This is a genomic window from Rheinheimera baltica DSM 14885 (assembly GCF_000425345.1).
GTDB lineage: Bacteria > Pseudomonadota > Gammaproteobacteria > Enterobacterales > Alteromonadaceae > Alishewanella > Alishewanella baltica.
In genome coordinates this window covers 19523-36578 of record NZ_AUDG01000044.1, presented here as the reverse complement: position 1 = coordinate 36578, position 17056 = coordinate 19523, and the positions used below count along the sequence as shown (strand labels likewise).

General features: G+C 45.9%; 13 protein-coding genes. 9 read left to right on the top strand and 4 right to left on the bottom strand.

From position 1 onward, the window contains the following. The first annotated feature begins 69 nt into the window (after positions 1-69). Together H595_RS0114155 and H595_RS0114150 are read left to right on the top strand one after the other, a co-directional pair. Positions 70-405, top strand: a complete 336-nt coding sequence (locus H595_RS0114155) for an EAL domain-containing protein (protein ID WP_027671801.1) — start codon at positions 70-72, stop codon at positions 403-405. Between the two features lie 130 nt (positions 406-535). Beyond that, positions 536-1141, top strand: coding sequence for a YkgJ family cysteine cluster protein (locus H595_RS0114150; protein WP_027671800.1), 606 nt, complete (start codon positions 536-538; stop codon positions 1139-1141). A 42-nt stretch (positions 1142-1183) separates the two neighbouring features. Here the strand turns inward: H595_RS0114150 and H595_RS0114145 are convergent, their stop codons facing one another. Genes H595_RS0114145 through H595_RS0114135 form a run of 3 tightly spaced genes read right to left on the bottom strand, consistent with a single transcriptional unit; the run spans position 1184 to position 5496 of the window. Further along, complete coding sequence (locus tag H595_RS0114145) at positions 1184-2203, bottom strand: zinc-binding alcohol dehydrogenase family protein (protein ID WP_027671799.1); 1020 nt, start codon at positions 2201-2203, stop codon at positions 1184-1186. Positions 2204-2231: 28 nt separating this feature from the next. Next, complete coding sequence (locus H595_RS0114140; protein WP_027671798.1) at positions 2232-3602, bottom strand: sigma-54-dependent transcriptional regulator; 1371 nt, start codon at positions 3600-3602, stop codon at positions 2232-2234. Further along, a complete protein-coding gene (locus H595_RS0114135; protein WP_027671797.1) occupies positions 3595-5496 on the bottom strand; it encodes a sensor histidine kinase in 1902 nt (633 codons plus the stop codon). The genes H595_RS0114140 and H595_RS0114135 overlap by 8 nt, the downstream gene beginning before the upstream one ends. Positions 5497-5767: 271 nt before the next feature. On the opposite strand from H595_RS0114135, the gene H595_RS22440 reads away from it, so the two are divergent. Continuing rightward, positions 5768-7138 (top strand): cytochrome ubiquinol oxidase subunit I, encoded by a 1371-nt coding sequence (locus H595_RS22440; RefSeq protein ID WP_156885989.1) that lies wholly within the window; start codon positions 5768-5770, stop codon positions 7136-7138. A 34-nt stretch (positions 7139-7172) separates the two neighbouring features. After that, positions 7173-8216, top strand: coding sequence for a cytochrome d ubiquinol oxidase subunit II (gene cydB / locus H595_RS0114125; RefSeq protein WP_027671796.1), 1044 nt, complete (start codon positions 7173-7175; stop codon positions 8214-8216). 104 nt (positions 8217-8320) lie between these two features. On the opposite strand, the gene H595_RS0114120 is transcribed toward cydB, so the two are convergent. Further along, complete coding sequence (locus H595_RS0114120) at positions 8321-10438, bottom strand: two-component system response regulator (protein WP_027671795.1); 2118 nt, start codon at positions 10436-10438, stop codon at positions 8321-8323. Positions 10439-10578: 140 nt separating this feature from the next. Here H595_RS0114120 and H595_RS0114115 point away from each other — a divergent pair, with 140 nt between their 5' ends. The 5 genes from H595_RS0114115 to H595_RS0114095 all read left to right on the top strand — a co-directional run bounded on the left by H595_RS0114115 (position 10579) and on the right by H595_RS0114095 (position 17042). Then, the gene (locus tag H595_RS0114115; protein ID WP_156885988.1) at positions 10579-11160 is read left to right on the top strand and encodes an Hpt domain-containing protein; all 582 of its coding nucleotides are present in this window, start codon (positions 10579-10581) and stop codon (positions 11158-11160) included. Positions 11161-11162: 2 nt separating this feature from the next. Next, positions 11163-14969, top strand: a complete 3807-nt coding sequence (locus H595_RS0114110; protein ID WP_027671793.1) for a CHASE domain-containing protein — start codon at positions 11163-11165, stop codon at positions 14967-14969. A 3-nt stretch (positions 14970-14972) separates the two neighbouring features. Then, positions 14973-15926 carry a diguanylate cyclase gene (locus H595_RS0114105; RefSeq protein ID WP_051219910.1) on the top strand — a complete coding sequence of 318 codons (954 nt, stop codon included), beginning with the start codon at positions 14973-14975 and terminating at the stop codon, positions 15924-15926. Positions 15927-16072: 146 nt separating this feature from the next. Beyond that, positions 16073-16399 carry a hypothetical protein gene (locus H595_RS22435; protein WP_037054873.1) on the top strand — a complete coding sequence of 109 codons (327 nt, stop codon included), beginning with the start codon at positions 16073-16075 and terminating at the stop codon, positions 16397-16399. Positions 16400-16481: 82 nt separating this feature from the next. After that, on the top strand, positions 16482-17042 hold the full coding sequence (locus tag H595_RS0114095; protein ID WP_027671791.1) for a CBS domain-containing protein: 561 nt from the start codon (positions 16482-16484) through the stop codon (positions 17040-17042). The last annotated feature ends 14 nt before the right edge of the window (positions 17043-17056 follow it).

Genomic DNA, 17056 nt, shown 5'->3' with positions numbered 1-17056 from the left:
AAGCGACAGCTAACTGTACTGCTTTATCAAGAACAATTGATCATATAAATCTATTGCTTAGACCAAAAGGTGATCAGCAGTTTTCACACAGCCTGCGCTAAAGGCTGTCGTTTTGCACTTGATGATTTTGGCAGCGGTTTTTCATCTTATAGTTATTTAAAACAGTTCCCCGCAGATTTCGTCAAAATTGATGGTCATTTCGTCCGCGATTTGCTCGATGATCACTATGACAAAGCCATTGTAAAATCTATCCATGAAGTCGCCAGGGCTATGGGGATGCAAACCGTTGCAGAGTTCGTTGAAACGGATGAAATACTATCAATGTTACAAATGATGGGTATAGACTACGTGCAAGGTTACTGTATTGCCCGGCCGAAACCCCTTAGTGCGTTGCTTAATGAGTAAGCTGGGGGATAAATATATTTTCACTAGCCTATTGCCGATAGATTAACCAACTCAGTACAATGCATTGGCGACGTGTCGTCGTTTCTAAACAGGCAAACCTAAATTACTATTTATTTCGTTCGGAGTCTTTATGCAACGGCTGCGTGAGTTATCGCGTCGTGTTGAGGCTGTGTATGGCGAAATAGCGACAACGTTTTCAACATACCAACAACAGCGTGGCTTAACATGTCGCTCGGGTTGTGGTGAATGTTGCTTGCAACCGACGATAGAAGCGACGGTGCTGGAAATGTTGCCGCTGGCATTACACTTGTTTGATCAAGGTAAAGCGGAACAAACACTGACACAACTCGAAGAGTTAACAGAGCCTCAGGGCTGTTTTTTTTATCAAAAGCTATCATTTGATGGCAAACAGGGGCAATGCAGTGTTTATCAACAGCGTCCCAGCATATGCCGCTTGTTCGGCGCGTCTGGCTATCGTGATAAACTTGGCAAGACATCACTGTCTACCTGCAAAGTAATCAAGGCAGACCATACGGCTGCTTATCAAGATACGTTGATTGCTCTGGAGTCTGATCCACCGCCAATGATGATTATGGCGAAAGAGCAGGTTAACGAACTGGATTACGAGTTAGGTAAACAGCATCTACCCATTAATGAAGCATTAAAACAGGCGCTGGAAAGGGTGTTATTTAAAGCCTGGTACAGTGGCCTGAATGATGATCAGCAAATTGCTTAAATCTCGTCACAGCAGTCAATAATGACTGCTGTGACACTGTTATCACCAACCTTGAAGCACAATCTTACCAATAGCCTTGCCACTTTCTAACAGCTGATGAGCCTGACGTAAGTTGGCGGCGTTAATGGTACCCAGGGTTTGCTTAAGCGTGGTTTTTATTTGTCCTTGCTGTACCAAACGGCTTAAATCGCTAAGCAGCTGATGTTGCGCCTGCATATCTGCGGTAGCAAACATCGCTCGGGTAAACATAAGCTCCCAATGCAACGAAATACTCTTTTGCTTGAGGGGCATAATATCAATGCCCGTGGCGGGATCATCAATCAGTGCTAATTTGCCCTGCGGAGCCAGTAGCTTTACCAATTCAGCATAATGTTGCTCAGTATGGGTTAAACTGGCAACGTGGCTCACCGCGTTTATGCCCAGCGCATCCAGTTGAGGTATCAACGGCTGGCTGTGATCCAAAACATAGTGCGCGCCTAATTCACTAACCCATTGCTTGGTTTCTGCACGTGATGCCGTGCCAATAACTGTTGCCGTTGTTAGCTGCCGTGCAAGCTGAACCAAAATTGAGCCTACCCCACCAGCGGCGCCTGTCACTAACAAAACCGGGCGCGGATGTTTCAAGCTGGGTTGTTGCACTTCCAGGCGATCAAACAGCAGTTCCCAGGCGGTAATCGCCGTGAGCGGCAATGCAGCAGCCTGAGCAAAATCAAGGCAATCAGGCATAACGGCAACCAGTCGCTCGTCAACCAGGTGCAGCTCACTGTTACTACCCTGACGGGTTAAACAACCGGCATAAAATACCTTGTCGCCCGCTTTAAACAGCGTAACGTCTTCCCCAACTGCGACAACTTCACCGGCAGCATCCCAACCAAGTACCTTGTACTGACCAGGTTCAGCCTGTACCCGCTGCCGCACCTTGGTATCTACCGGATTGACTGAAATCGCATTAACACGTACCAGAATATCCCGCCCTTTAGCCACCGGCTCTGGTAGTTGTATATCCAGCAACGCCTGAGGATCAGTCACGGCTAAAGATTGTTGATAACCTACTGCTTTCATTTACTGTCTCCGTCATGTTATTGCTACCTTAAACGCTGAGACCGTAACGGTCAATTTTCTTCAATAACCCCTGTCTGGACAACCCCAATAACAGGGCAGCACGACTTTTATTACCCCCACTTAACTGCATCGCTTTGTTGATATATCGCACTTCTAACTGTTGTACTGCCCGATCGAGCTGCAACGCATCATGATTACTTTCTAACGGATATTCCTCCGAGCTGACGGCTTCAGGGTGTAATAAGCTGATATCGGCCATGCTAATGACTCCGCCCTGAGCCACTGCTGCCACACTCTCTAATGTATTTTTAAGCTCCCGGATATTTCCCGGCCAATCACGCTGTAAAAACCAGCTTAGTGCCGTGCTGTCTAATTTAAGCTCTTGCTTGTGTTGACGCAGCAGTTGCTCAAGAAAGAATTGCAGTAACAGTGGTATGTCCTGACGGCGCTCGGCTAATGCAATAGTTTCTAGCGTTATGCCTTTAATACGATAATATAAATCTTCACGAAACAGGCCTTTTTGCACCAATTGCGGTAAATTCGCATTGGTCGCAGAAATCAGCCTTACATCAATTTTCTGCTGTTCACGCCCACCAACCGGGAAATAGGTGCCCTCTTGCAGCACCCGTAATAGTTTTACTTGCATGGGTAACGGCATTTCACCAATTTCATCCAAAAACAAGGTACCGTTATCAGCCAGTTTTAGTAAGCCAGGACGGTCTTTGTCTGCGCCGGTAAAAGCCCCTTTGACATATCCGAACAACTCGCTTTCTAATAGCTCTGCCGGTATAGCACCGCAATGTACCGAGACAAAGGGCTGTCTGGCACGACGGCTTAGTTCATGTAGTGCTCGTGATACCACTTCTTTACCCGTACCGGATGGCCCGGTAACCAGCACACGCACGTCGGTTGGCGCAATACGTTGGATAAGCGTACGCATCGCAATCATAGGCGTCGACACACCAATTAAACGCTGTAAGCCAGCATCTGTTTGCTGTTGCTGTTTTAGCTGCTGCAATTCTGTATCTAAGTGGTGCTTGTTTAGCGCACGCTTGATAACCACCGCTAACAAATCCGGGTCTACCGGTTTAGCAATAAAATCCCAGGCCCCCAGCGCTATTGCATCCAATGCCAGCTGCCGCTCGGCATGCCCGGTGAGGATAATGACGGGCCTGCTGTTAAACTCTGCCATTGCCTGCAACGTATGCAGTGGATCAAATTCAGGTGGCAGAGATAAATCCAGCAGAATTAAATCTGCGTCAAAGCGCTTAAGCTGTGCGCGCGCGGCTGCAAGGTCAGCGGCAGTCTCTACCTGATAGCCACTTTGGCTTAACCAGCTTTGCGCCAGTTGACGAAACGCCGGCTCGTCATCGACCAGTAAAATATTACCCTTAGCCATTTGTCATGTCCTGTTGATGTGGAAGTTGCAGTCCAAGATTTTGCTTAACGTTTAAAGTAAATTTAAGTACAAAACTAACCGGCCAGCCCAAATCGCTCTGATGACAAACCTCACCTCCATGCGCTTGCATAATTCGACGCACTATTGCTAAGCCCAGGCCGCTACCGCCGGCACGTTTGCTAACAAAAGGCTGAAACAGTGCGGCATGTTGTGCCGGCACAATAGCCGGGCCGTTGTTATGTACATATATCCACACATGGTCATGCTCATTGTGCGCCTCAATTTTGATCTCCGCTTGTGGCTGGTTACGACAGAATGCCAGTGCATTATCCGTCAGGTTAATCAACACCTGCTGCACGCGGTAACTGTCACCGTATAACATTAAGTCGTCAGGTACCTGCAGTTGGCATTGCACACCTTGCCAATCCTGTTGACTCAGCACAGCTTGCAGCAGTGGTTTTAGCAAAAAGTCACTGTACTGCAACTCAAGACGGCCAGAATAACTCAACAAATCGGCAATCAAACGATCGGCCCGTTTAAGCTGCTGCTGAATATGTTGCCGTGTTTCTGCCGGAGTAGTGGCTGCTGCCATCGAAATAATATTGAGAGGGTTACGCAGTTCATGCGCCATTGCAGCTGACAAGGCACCCAGTTCTACTAAGTGTTGTTGATCCAGCCGTTTACGCTCAGCATCGGCCAACTTTAGCGACTGCTCCAAAATCCGACAATTACTCAGCAGCAAGGCGGCAAAGACTTCACCTTGCAGACGATAGCCAGGCGTAACATCATCCCAGCCCTTTAGCGCATAGTACCAACCATGATCATTGCGCAAACAATGTATTTGCAAACCCGGATTTGCTCGCCCGGCAAGAGGCAGCTGTACACTTACTTTTTGCCTGAGTTGGCCAGACAATAACCCAGCGGCTAACGCAGCCAGTTCATGCCAACTATTACACTGCTGCAACTTAGAACGCCAGTGCGCAAGCAAGCTCTCATTTAATTGGCCACCCGGGTAAATTAAGCGCCGCGCTAACTTTGATAACGGTTGATAACAGGCGGCTGACAACAGCAGTAGCAATGTCGAATATAACCAAAGCTGGCTGGCGGGCACCGCAGATAGCGCCTGCATGCCCAATTGCCCTAGCAAGGCACTCACCAGTGCCATTAACGCCAATACAAGCAACAGCATGCCAAGCCATATTAATGCTTTGTTTGCAAAGGCATTAATCTCTAAAACCTGATAACGAACTACACCATACACCAGCAATAATAAATAGCTGGGTAGCAACAACATAGGATAGGGATACCAGTTTAATCCCAATGACGGAAAAACGAAGCTTGTCGCCAGTAATAATCCCCAACCTCCAGCCATAAACATGGCAACAATAGAGCGGCGCTTATTACCACTGTGCAGGCGCCAACCTTGAAACAACACAAGGTGTGCCGCAACGCCAAGTAAAATGGTGTAGAGTAAATTTAACCAGCCAATATCGGCAAACACAAAAAAAGCGTCAAATCCGGCCGTGGTCGTTATTTTTCCGCCAGGGCCAAACCAACTTAAGCCAATTAACAGTATTGTTAGCGCATACAGCCAGGGTAGTCTCCGGCGCCAGCCGCCGGAACCAGCTTCAGGCGTGGCGACAAATTGCAGCGCGAAATGTAAAAAAAACATCGGCATCAGAGGGTTGGCTAATATCAGAGCAACACCCAGTACCGGCCAACCTTGTACTATGGCAATATGGCCTGTACACCACAATGCCATCATTGCTGCAAAACCTGCCAATGCTGGCATAGCGCGCTGCCGTTGGCCTTGCCACAACAGCCAGCCAGACAGCAATACCGCACACACGCTGGTAAGCACCATGCTAATTTCAAACGCAACCGATAATGACACTGTAAACCTCGTTTACACATAAGCGAGATAAAAATCGTAAACCTTGTTTACACATCACGCAAGCTATAAATAAATATTGTTATATATCAACAGAATAACCATCCCTTTACAAAGTGGTAAGCATCTTGCTGTAGCAGCACAATTCTGTCTACAAAAGAGCTTGTTATGAATAGTGGCGTACTAGTTACCGAAATCCTCGCATTGGTATTAATAACAGTGATTGCCTTGGCGCCGGCCCTATGTCGGAAAATCTGGTATAAGGGGCGCTAATATGGAACTGGATGCTGCGCTGTTATCACGCGTACAATTTGCCTTTACGGTAAGTTTTCATATTATTTTTCCATCAATTACTATCGGCTTAGCCACTCTCATTGCTATCTGGGAGGGCCTTTGGCTAAAAACCGCTAATCCGGTGTATTTACAGTTGGCAAAATTTTGGATCAAACCCTTTGCTATCACCTTTGGCATGGGCGTGGTGTCTGGCATCGTATTGTCATACGAGTTTGGCACTAATTTTTCTGAGTTCTCGCGCATAACAGGCGCAGTGCTGGGCCCCTTGATGGCGTATGAAGTGTTAACTGCCTTTTTCCTGGAAGCCGGTTTTCTTGGCATTATGCTGTTTGGTTGGCAGCGGGTTGGGCCAAAGTTACACTTTTTTGCCACCCTCGTGGTTGCTATCGGCACCTGGATCTCAGCGTTTTGGATTATCGCCGCTAACTCGTGGATGCAAACCCCTGCCGGGCACATTATTGTCGATGGTGTATTTCAGGTAGATAACTGGTGGCAGGTTATTTTTAACCCATCGATGCCCTATCGTTTTAGCCATATGCTGCTGGCCGCTTTTATTACAGCCTGCTTTGTCGTGCTGGCGACCAGTGCCTGGCAACTGCTTCATACGCAGCACAAGTCCATGGCACGTAAAGGCGTGTCGATGACATTGTGGCTGGCGTTGCTGCTAACACCACTGCAAGCCTTTGTTGGCGATCTGCATGGTCTTAACGTGAAAGAACATCAACCGGTAAAACTAGCCGCAATGGAAGGGATATGGGCTGAGCGCGAGACTGGTGTGCCATTACTGCTGTTTGCAATACCTGATAAAACCGCCGAAAAGAACCACTTTGAGATTGGTATACCTAAGCTGGCCAGCCTGATTTTAACCCATGATATTGACGGTGAACTGGCGGGATTAAAAGCCGTGCCAGCAGATGAGCGGCCAAACGTAGCGTTGGTGTTTTTTTCGTTTCGTATTATGGTTGGCATTGGCTTACTGATGATATTAGTGGCTCTGATCGGTGCATGGCTGCGCTGGCGTGGCACCTTGTATAAAAGCCGTTGGTTTTTAACCGTCTGTAGCTATCTGGCACCAACGGGTGTAATAGCTGTGCTTGCTGGCTGGTATGTCGTTGAAATTGGCCGCCAACCCTGGCTCGTTTATGGTTTAGTGAGAACTATGGATGTGGTATCGCCATTACCAGCAGAGAGGGTGTTATTTTCACTGACATTATTTGTCGCAACCTACAGCCTGTTATTTGGTGTCTATCTGTACTTTATGCGCAAACTTATCCGCAAAGGCCCCCGCCGTTGGCTTATCTGCACCAACAGCTCGTTGGTGTCAAAGCTGCAGGCTACGCAGTCGCCTTAGCAAAACAACTTAACCCCTCAAAGGAGCAACACTAATGGAACTGCAATTTGGTTTACCGCTGTTTTATTTTTTGCTGCTGGGCTTTGCTATTTTAATGTATGTGCTGCTAGACGGGTTTGACTTAGGCATTGGTATTTTGTACCCCTGGTTTAACACGGATGCAGAGCATGATCATTTAATGCGATCAATTTCCCATGTCTGGGATGGCAACGAAACCTGGCTGGTATTTGGCGGCGTGATCTTGTTTGGTGCCTTTCCTCTGGCTTATTCCAGCATAGCCAGCTTATTTTACCTGCCAATCATGTTAATGCTTATAGGCTTAATCTTCCGCGGCGTAGCATTTGAGTATCGTTTTAAATCAACCACATCAAAACAATGGTGGAACCGCGCGTTTGCAATAGGCTCCAGCCTGGCGGCGTTTTGCCAAGGGTTAATGTTAGGCGTGTTGGTGCAGGGCACCGACAATAATACCCTGATGATGTCTAGCTTGCAGTGGCTAAGCCCGTTCAGTGTGTTTACCGGTATTGCCGTTATGGCGGGTTATGCCCTATTAGCATGTACGTATCTTACAATGAAAAGCCGCGGCGCTATTCAACAAAAAGCGGCCCGCTATGGCCAACGGCTATTGTTGTTTGTCATGCTTGCCATGTTACTTGTCAGCCTTTGGACGTTATGGGCACAACCCGAAATCCGGCAACGTTGGTTTGGTGGCAGCTATGCCTTAGGGTTATTTTTATTACCACTATCGGCTATCCTGACTGCACGGTTGTTGTTTCGCGATCTGGGCCGGGTACAACGACAGTTTGCCGCCGAGGCGGATATTAATGCCCGCCATGAAAGCCGTCCTTTTTGGTTAGCCGCAAGTTTGTTTTTACTGGCCTTTACCGGTTTAGTGGTGGGATTATTTCCATATCTGTTGCCAAGACACCTCACGTTTTATCAAGCAGCGGCTCCCGATAATAGCCTTAGCTTTATGCTGCCGGGCATTATTATATTTGTCCCGCTGATCCTGGCTTATACGCTTTGGGGCTATCACATCTTTCGCGGAAAAATTGAAGACTACGAGGAAGGCTACTAATGAACCAAACTACACATCGGTCATGGCTGTGGTTTATCGGGCTGTATGCGGCAGGGTTATTTACTCTGTCATGCATTGCCTATGGACTTAAGTCGCTAATGACACTACTTTAAGTCACGCTTATCCACTATAAACTGCATAAAGTCATCTGCTGGCATAGGTTTACCAAAGTAATAACCTTGTCCAAATGGGCATCCCAGCTCTAGCAGGCTGACTTTGTGTTGTTCCGTTTCTATTCCCTCTGCAACTAAATCAATATCCATCGAGCGACCAAGTGAAATGATGGTTTTGACAATTTCGTAGTCGCTTTTATCGACCAGCATATCTTTAACAAAAGACATATCAATTTTAAGCACGTCCACTTTAAACCGCTTCAAATAGGCTAAGCTTGAGTAACCCGTGCCAAAATCGTCAATGGCAATTTTAAGCCCAATAGCACGCAGTCGCTGCAACACTTCTGCGGTTTGCTCTGGTCTTTGGATCAATGCGGTCTCGGTTACCTCTAACTCTAACAACGCCGATGGTAAACGACTCTCCATTAATGTTTGCTCAATAAGCTTTGCTAAATCAGGATCCGCAAACTGAGCTGCGGCAATATTAACTGACACACTTAAATTAAAACCGTGCTTGAGCCAACGCGCAGCCTGCTGACACGCTTTAATTAAAACCAGCTTGCCTAAAGGCACCACTAAACCGGTTTCCTCTGCTAACGGGATAAAATCGCCTGGTGAAATCAAAGTGCCATTTTTATCCCGTAGCCTTACCAAGGCTTCGGCTGCAAAAACCTGTTCAGTTTGTAAATCAACTTTGGGTTGAAAATATACCTCTAACCTATTGTTATAAATTGCATCTCGTAAACTCTGTTCTTGCTGATGCCGTTGAAAAATACGCTGGCCTAATTCATCTGAGAAGAAACAAAACCGATTGCGTCCCTCCTGCTTAGCTTTAAATAATGCAACGTCAGCATGACGCATTAACTCTTCTTCATTAGCAGAATCAGCAGGAAACAAACTAATGCCCATACTGAGCGCCATATTGTAGTTTTTTTGTCCTATTTCAAATGGTTGCTGCATAATTCGACTAATACGCTGTGCCAGCAAATCTATTTGCTCTACATGGATCATATCCGGACAAACCAGCACAAACTCATCACCGCCAATTCGAGCTAACGTCTGCTCAGGATCAAGGATCGATAGCAGACGCTTAACCAGTAACGTTATCAGCTCGTCTCCACAAAGATGGCCCAGTGAATCATTAAGGTATTTGAATTGGTCGATATCGATAGCAATGATGCCCACTTTTCGCTGAGTGGACGCCGCAGACCTGCAAGCAAGATGTATCCGGTCATACAGCAATATCCGGTTGGGTAATCCGGTTAATTGATCGTGATTAGCCAAAAAACTCATTTTGGTCGCCAGCGCTCTGGCTTCGCCAACATCGTGAAACACGATGATGGCTCCTAACATTATGCCATGCTGATCGAAAATAGGGGCTGCTGAATCTTCTACCGCAGAAGCCTCAAGCGAGCTTCGGTTGACCAGCTCGCAATTTAACGCCATTGCCACTATGCGTCTTTCACTTAACGCCAAGTATACTGGGTTAGTAACAACTTGCTTGCTCTCGATGTCTCTTAGTTGCATCACCTCAGAGATTGACTTGTTCAGTGCATCAATTTGTCGCCAGCCGGTCATTTTTTCTGCTATCGGGTTTAAAAATGTCACCATTCCATCGATATCAGTTGCAACTACGGCATCCCCTATCGAATTTAGTGTTACCAGTAATCGCTGCTTTTCGACAAATAACGCTTGCTTGCTCTGCGCCAATTCTTTTGCCTGCTGCTGCAACACCAAATGGTTTTTCATCCTGGCGCGGCAAATTTCGCGATGAAAAGGCCGGCCAATAAAATCCACTGCACCAAAAGACAACGAATTAAACTCTATCTCAGCCTCGGTGTGTGCCGAAATAAAGATAATAGAAATAGCTGCGGTTAACGGATGGTTTTTAAGTAACTTGCACACCTCAAAGCCATTAATTTCCGGCATCTCAATATCTAACAAAATAACATGCGGTTGCAGTTCAATTGCTTTATCAAGCGCCTCAAGACCATTGGTGACAAAATAGATGTGTGCTAAATCATGTAATATTTCACTTAACAGCGTAATGTTGCCGAGCTGATCATCCACTATAAGCAGGCTTGGTTTGCTATCGCTTTCCAATTCCATCTGCACATACCCTCCTCAAACTACTTGTTTCCGTTGTAGTGTAGCCAAGAAAACTTTTCTTTACGAAATTAAAATAAATCTGGCAAAAAACATGATAAATGCTTAAATTTTATTAAATTTAAATTAATTGAGCAGATGTAGTGACTGTAATAAACCGCGCCAGACTTGAAAGCATTTTGCTAATGTCCTCTCAGCATGCGCCCCAGTTACTGCAGATGATGCAAAACCTGATAGATGCGGCACCGCAAAACATCGCAAAACTTGAGCAGTATCTTGCATCAGGCGATACTGAAAACACCCAGCAGCTACTGCACAAAATTCGCGGCAGTTACGCAACAATAGGTGCAGATGAACTAGCAAAGCAAGCCTCTGCATTAGAGCAAACCAGTGCGGGCCATAAAAGTATATCCGCCGATACGTTACAAGGCTTTATCAAAATTTATCAGCAAAGCTGCAACGAACTACAGAGTATTATTCAGTTGCAAAGCGTTCAGGCAGCAGCCCAACTCGATACATTAGATGCAGCGCAATTAATGACCCTGCTTGAAACGCAAAATATGACGGCGTGTAATATGGTGCTGCAAAACAGACTTTCCTTAAATCAATTGATGTCAGAACCTGATGCAAAATTATTTTTTCATCAGGTAGCCTGCCTGGACTTTGCCAAAGCCGCTGAGCTGCTGCACCGCTATATGCCAAACCCACCTAAGAGTGGCGGCTAATTATGCCGTTAGATAAACCCGCCAAACATGTCTGGGATTTTGTGTTGGCGCTCTGGTTACCTATAGCGCTTCTTGTTGTAGGTTTTACCTTCGCAAAGTATTATTCTGAACAACAAGCGCAACAAAACGATCAACGTATAAATCAGGCAGTGGCAGAGCGTATTCAGCAAATAAGCCAGGGCGTAAAAGAAAAAGTAACCTTGTATCAATATGGCTTACGCGGCACCCGAGGTTCAGTAATGAGCCGCACGCCACAACAGTTTAACTATCAGGCAATGATGGAATACACCCGCAGCCGCGACTACCCACTAGAGTTCCCGGGTGCGCGGGGCTTTGGGTTTATCAGGTATGTTCAGCCTCAAGATAAAGCGGCCTTTTTACAACGCGCCCGGCAAGACCGCCCGGGTTACGACTTTACCATTCGCCAAATAACGCCGCATAACGACAGTTTATTTGTTATTCAATACATTGAACCCGAAAGTGATAATAAAGAGGCCGTTGGCCTGGATATTGGTTCAGATGTCTTACGCAGAGAAGCGGCACTTAGTGCAGCCTTTGATAATGATGTCAGGCTAACTGCGCCAATCACCCTGGTTCAGGCCATGAACAAGGTGCAGCACGGTTTTCTAATTCTTATGCCAATTTACAATATTGCGCCGGCCCCCCAAACGCCACAACAACGCATGAATCACCTTTTTGGCTGGAGTTATGCGGCCTTACTTATTGACGAAGTGCTTGTTAATATTGCAAGGTTAGAACAAGACGTAGTGCTTAATATCAGTGATTTAACCCCTAATCAAAACACCTTATTTTATCAACACGGCATTGAGGCAGAAGCAAAACCGCAATACCAGCAAGATTTCACCTTAGCCTTATTTGGCCGGCAATGGTTATTGCAGTTAGCCCCTACACCGCAGTTTATTGCAGCAATGGAGCTACCTGCACCCAGGGCCCTTTTTCGCGAAATTATCATTTTTAGTTTCTTATTGTCTTTTATCGTTTACATCGTTCAACTACTTTTTATACGTCGCCAGCAAATTAGAAAGCATAAACACGAACTCGTAGAAATAGCCGCCGCCACGTTAAAGCAAGCCAATGCGAAGCTTGAACAACAAGTTGAGCAACGCACAGCAGAAATCACCAATACCAGTGCCCTACAGCGCAGTATTTTAAACGGCGCTGGCTATGCCATTATTGCAACTGACACTGACGGGGTAATTACAGTATTTAACCCTGCGGCAGAACAATTACTGGGCTATCGCGCAGATGAAGTGGTTGCTCATCATACGCCGGCATTATTTCACTTGCCGGCAGAAGTGGAACAACGCGCGCATGAACTAACGGCAGAGCTAGGCACTACTGTCAATGTGGGTTTTGAAACCTTTATAGTTAAAGCGCAATTCGGCAAAAACGATCTACACCGCTGGACTTATATTACTAAGCAAGGTAAGCCTATTCCGGTGAAATTAAATGTGAGCAGCTTAGTCGATAACAACAACACGCTTTTAGGTTATATCGGTATTGCCTATGATTTAACGGAGCAACTTCATAGAGAAGCCGAGCTAGCAAAAGCCAAAGAGCAAGCGGACAGTGCCAGTAAAGCAAAATCAGATTTTTTGGCTAATATGAGCCATGAAATCCGCACACCCATGAATGCCATTTTAGGTTTACTGCAACTGGTTGAGAAAACGCCATTAGATAAACGACAAGCAGAGTATATCAACAAAACTTATCGTGCAGCCCAATCACTTCTGGCTTTGCTCAATGACATTCTGGACTTTTCTAAAGTTGAAGCAGGTAAACTTGAGCTGGATGAGCAACCTTTTAACCTAACCACTTTACTACAAGATATTGGTATTATTTTGTCATCCAGCACCCAGCACAAAGATATTGAAGTGCTGTATCACATTGCCAGCGATGTGCCATTAAACCTGCATGGCGATAGCCTGCGCATAAAACAAATTTTACTTAACCTTATTGGCAATGCCATAAAGTTTACTGAACATGGCGAAGTGGTTATTTCAATTTCTGTTATCCCCGCAGCTGACGATGGCATTAAGCTTCAATTTGCGGTGCGCGATACCGGAATTGGTATGACGGCAGAGCAACAAAAGCATATCTTCACCGGTTTTCATCAAGCCGAATCTTCTATTAGCCGACGCTTTGGCGGCACCGGCTTAGGCCTGGCAATTAGTAAGCGCCTTATCGATTTAATGCAAGGCAGCATTAGCGTAAGCAGTAACTTGGTTGAAGGCAGCACATTTAGCTTTGAAGTGGCACTTAAAAAGCTTTCGGATCAGCTTATTGTCCCAGTGCAGCAAGCAACAGCGTTTAACTTTAATGTTTTGGTTGTAGATGACAACGCCAGCTCCAGACTGATTATGCAAGAAATGTGTTTAGCCATGGGGTGGCAGGTAAGCTGTGTTGATAATGCAGAGCTAGGTTTGGCCATGTTAATGGAAGCGCAAGATACGCCTACCCCCTTCACCTTAGTGTTGCTAGATTGGCGTTTACCCGAAATGGATGGTCTGGCTTTTGCCGAAAAAGTACGCTGTCAGCCCGATATTGCCGATGCCACCATGATTGTTATGGTTACCGCGCATAGCAAAGAGCTACTGGGTACACATCCAGACATAAGTCCTGAATTTTTAGATGGTTTTTTAGTTAAGCCCATCACAGCCGATATGTTATTAAAAACCCTGCAACAAGCACTGAATGACAGCCAATCACCCGCTCAGGCGCAACCAGTGGTGCCAGCAACAATGCCATTAAAGGGCCTGCGTATTTTGCTGGTTGAAGATAACCCCACCAATCAGCTGGTGGCCATTGAGTTATTACAATCCCAAGGGGCGGAAATGACAGCAGCCGACCATGGTGAACATGCACTAAACATACTGGCTGAACCTGGCTCGCAGTTCGATGTCATTTTAATGGATATCCAAATGCCCCAGATGGATGGCTATGAAACCACACGGCATATTCGTAAACGAGAACAATATAAATACATTCCTATTATTGCCATGACGGCAAATGCGCTGCCATCGGACAAAGCAGCCTGTATTGAGGCTGGCATGAACGACCATATTGCGAAGCCTTTTGTACTGCAGGAAGTTATTGACAAAGTTTGCCATTACTGTGGGCAGGCAAGCGTAGCAACGCCTCAAACCTATGATCTGCAAGTACAACACAATACATTACTCGCCGATTTTTGTGACCAACAACTAATTGATGTTAATCCAGCATTGCAGCGCTTAGGTGGCAATTTAGCACTGTATTTTAAACTGGCCGTGCAGCTACAAAAAGACATTAGCACCGCCATTCATCAGCTATCAGAACAGCCAACAGGGAAGGATTTGCAACTACTGAGTCATAGCATTAAAGGTGCTGCAGCAACGCTAGGCTTTACTGCACTGGCTAACACTGCGGCTAAACTGGAAAAAACGCTATCGCAGGGTAATGCAGACACCTCTACTCTGACCAGTGTGTTACTAAAAGCCTGTTATAAAGCGGCAGAACAGCTGACAGCACTGTTGCAGTACCAACACTTCGCCCCTCAACATTCAATGGCACAAAACTCAACATCACAGCCTAATGCTAGTGACAACGAGCAGTTACAGCATGATATGTTGGCTTTATTGCGGCATCTTAATAGCGCTAATATGGCCGCTACTGCAGTGTTTGAACATATACGGCCAGACTTATCGCAACTCGACACCGCTTTAACTGCTGCAATAGGCGAGCGTATTTCAGTATTGGCTTTTAAAGAGGCAGCTGCGATACTACAAACGTTAATAAAACAGCATGAGTGATATATGTCTGATGTCATGTTAGAGCGCTTTTTAACTACGCTTGGCAAAGCCACTATCTTAGTGGTTGATGACCAACCTATTAATATACAACTAATTTTTAGTATTTTAGCTGATGATTATCATGTGCTTATGGCGACCTCTGGCCAACAAGCCCTGCAGGTATGTCGTGACAGCATGCCAGATCTCATCTTGATGGATGTGATGATGCCAGAGATGGATGGCTTACAAACCTGTCAGGCGATAAAAGCCGATAAAGATATCGCTACCATCCCGGTGATTTTTGTCACTGGTCTTCAGCAACAGGAAAACGAAGACGCGTGTTGGCAAGCCGGTGCGGTAGACTTTATTCAAAAACCGGTAAATGCTAATACGCTACTTCATCGGATAAAAGCACACTTAACATTAAAACAGCAAGCCGATTTTTTGCATTCCCTGGCATATATTGATGGCCTTACCGGAGTATTTAACCGGCGTTATTTAGACAACTCAATTGATACCCAAATAGCGATTGGCAAAAGGCAGCAACAAGCTATGCTTTCCGTGCTGATATTAGATATTGACCACTTCAAATTATTTAATGACAAATTTGGCCATTTAGCCGGTGATGAAGCCTTGCGCAAAGTCGCTAAAGCACTGAAAGCCATGTGCTGTCGCCCATCAGATCTTGTCGCTCGCTATGGTGGGGAAGAATTTATGGTGGTTTTACCCAACACTGACAAGGAGGGTGCAGCAGTTGTTGCAACCAAGCTGCTTGAAGCTGTAGCCGCATTAAACATACCTCATCCAAAAACAGAATATGGCATGGTAACTATTAGCATTGGTGGCGCAACAAAAACTTATGCAACTGCAGTAAAAGATACCCTGACCGCCCAAGCCGACCAACAGCTGTATTTGGCTAAACAAAGCGGACGTAATTGTTTTCGGCAATCTATAAGCGCCGATGAAAGTACACATTAGAACCTAAACTAAAACCCTGTTTAGCTCCTTATTTGGCCGCTGAAAAGCCTGCATTTGTCGCAATATTAGCAAACCAGCTCTTGCATAACCGCCGCTTAAGCACCATAGTAAATCCTAATGAAGTAATCTAAGGTTTTTTACCTCGCATGTGCTGGCTTAGCCGTTTCGCTATTTTGCTGTACCTCGCGTTTTTGTGTTCACCGCAAGCTTTTGCTGTGCACGAACATCGTGTGGCGCCGTTGGCGGATACTCAGCTTCAAGCACTTAGCCCGTTACTCACCCAAAGCTGCTTTACCGCAGAACAAAATTATGAGCCGGGTGAAGAGCCAAACTTTAGTATTATCTCCAGCCTTAAGCATTTTTTTGTTGAGAACGTTAATGTTACCAATAAACCCGCTGAAGGCTGGTTACCCCGTCGCATTTTCACGTTAATTCAAGCGCGTGCCCCGCCCACTTCCCTCACTTTTATATAATTTATCTTACGGTCAAATAGACCAAATTTTCGTAACACAGTGATATTGGCGTGGCCTCTGCGCGCCTGTAGTGAGGAAGACTATGAAAACCTTAGCATTATATGATGTTGAAGCCATTGATCATTTGGTTCAACCAGCCGATTTTGACGGTACCACTTTAAATTCGCCCGCGTTAAATGTAGTTACTGACTTTAAACACGCGCAGCCCAATATGATTTCGGCTTCAACCAGTGCCCGCGAAGCACGCGAGATCATGCAGCAAGAACAAAGCAATTTGAAATTAGTGGTAGATCACGATGGTGAGATGGTTGGTTTAATACATCAGGAACAACTGTCGGCACAGGCTATTATGCGTCGTGTGGCATTTGGTGACAGCCGGGAAGATATTTCTGTATCCGATTTAATGCGCCCGCGGGAGCGTATCAAAGCCCTGGCCTACCAACAGTTGAAAAATTGCAATATTGCGGATGTCATCAACACCTTGCAATCAAGTGGTGAGCAACACTGCGTAGTTATTGACCGTGAAAGCCATCAAATTCGTGGCGTTATCAGCGCGCAGGATATTGCACGTCGGTTAAGAGTGCACTTTACGGTGCAACAACCACCCACTTTTTTACATATTTTTGATAGCATCAGTGCATAAACTGGTAGCCCTTG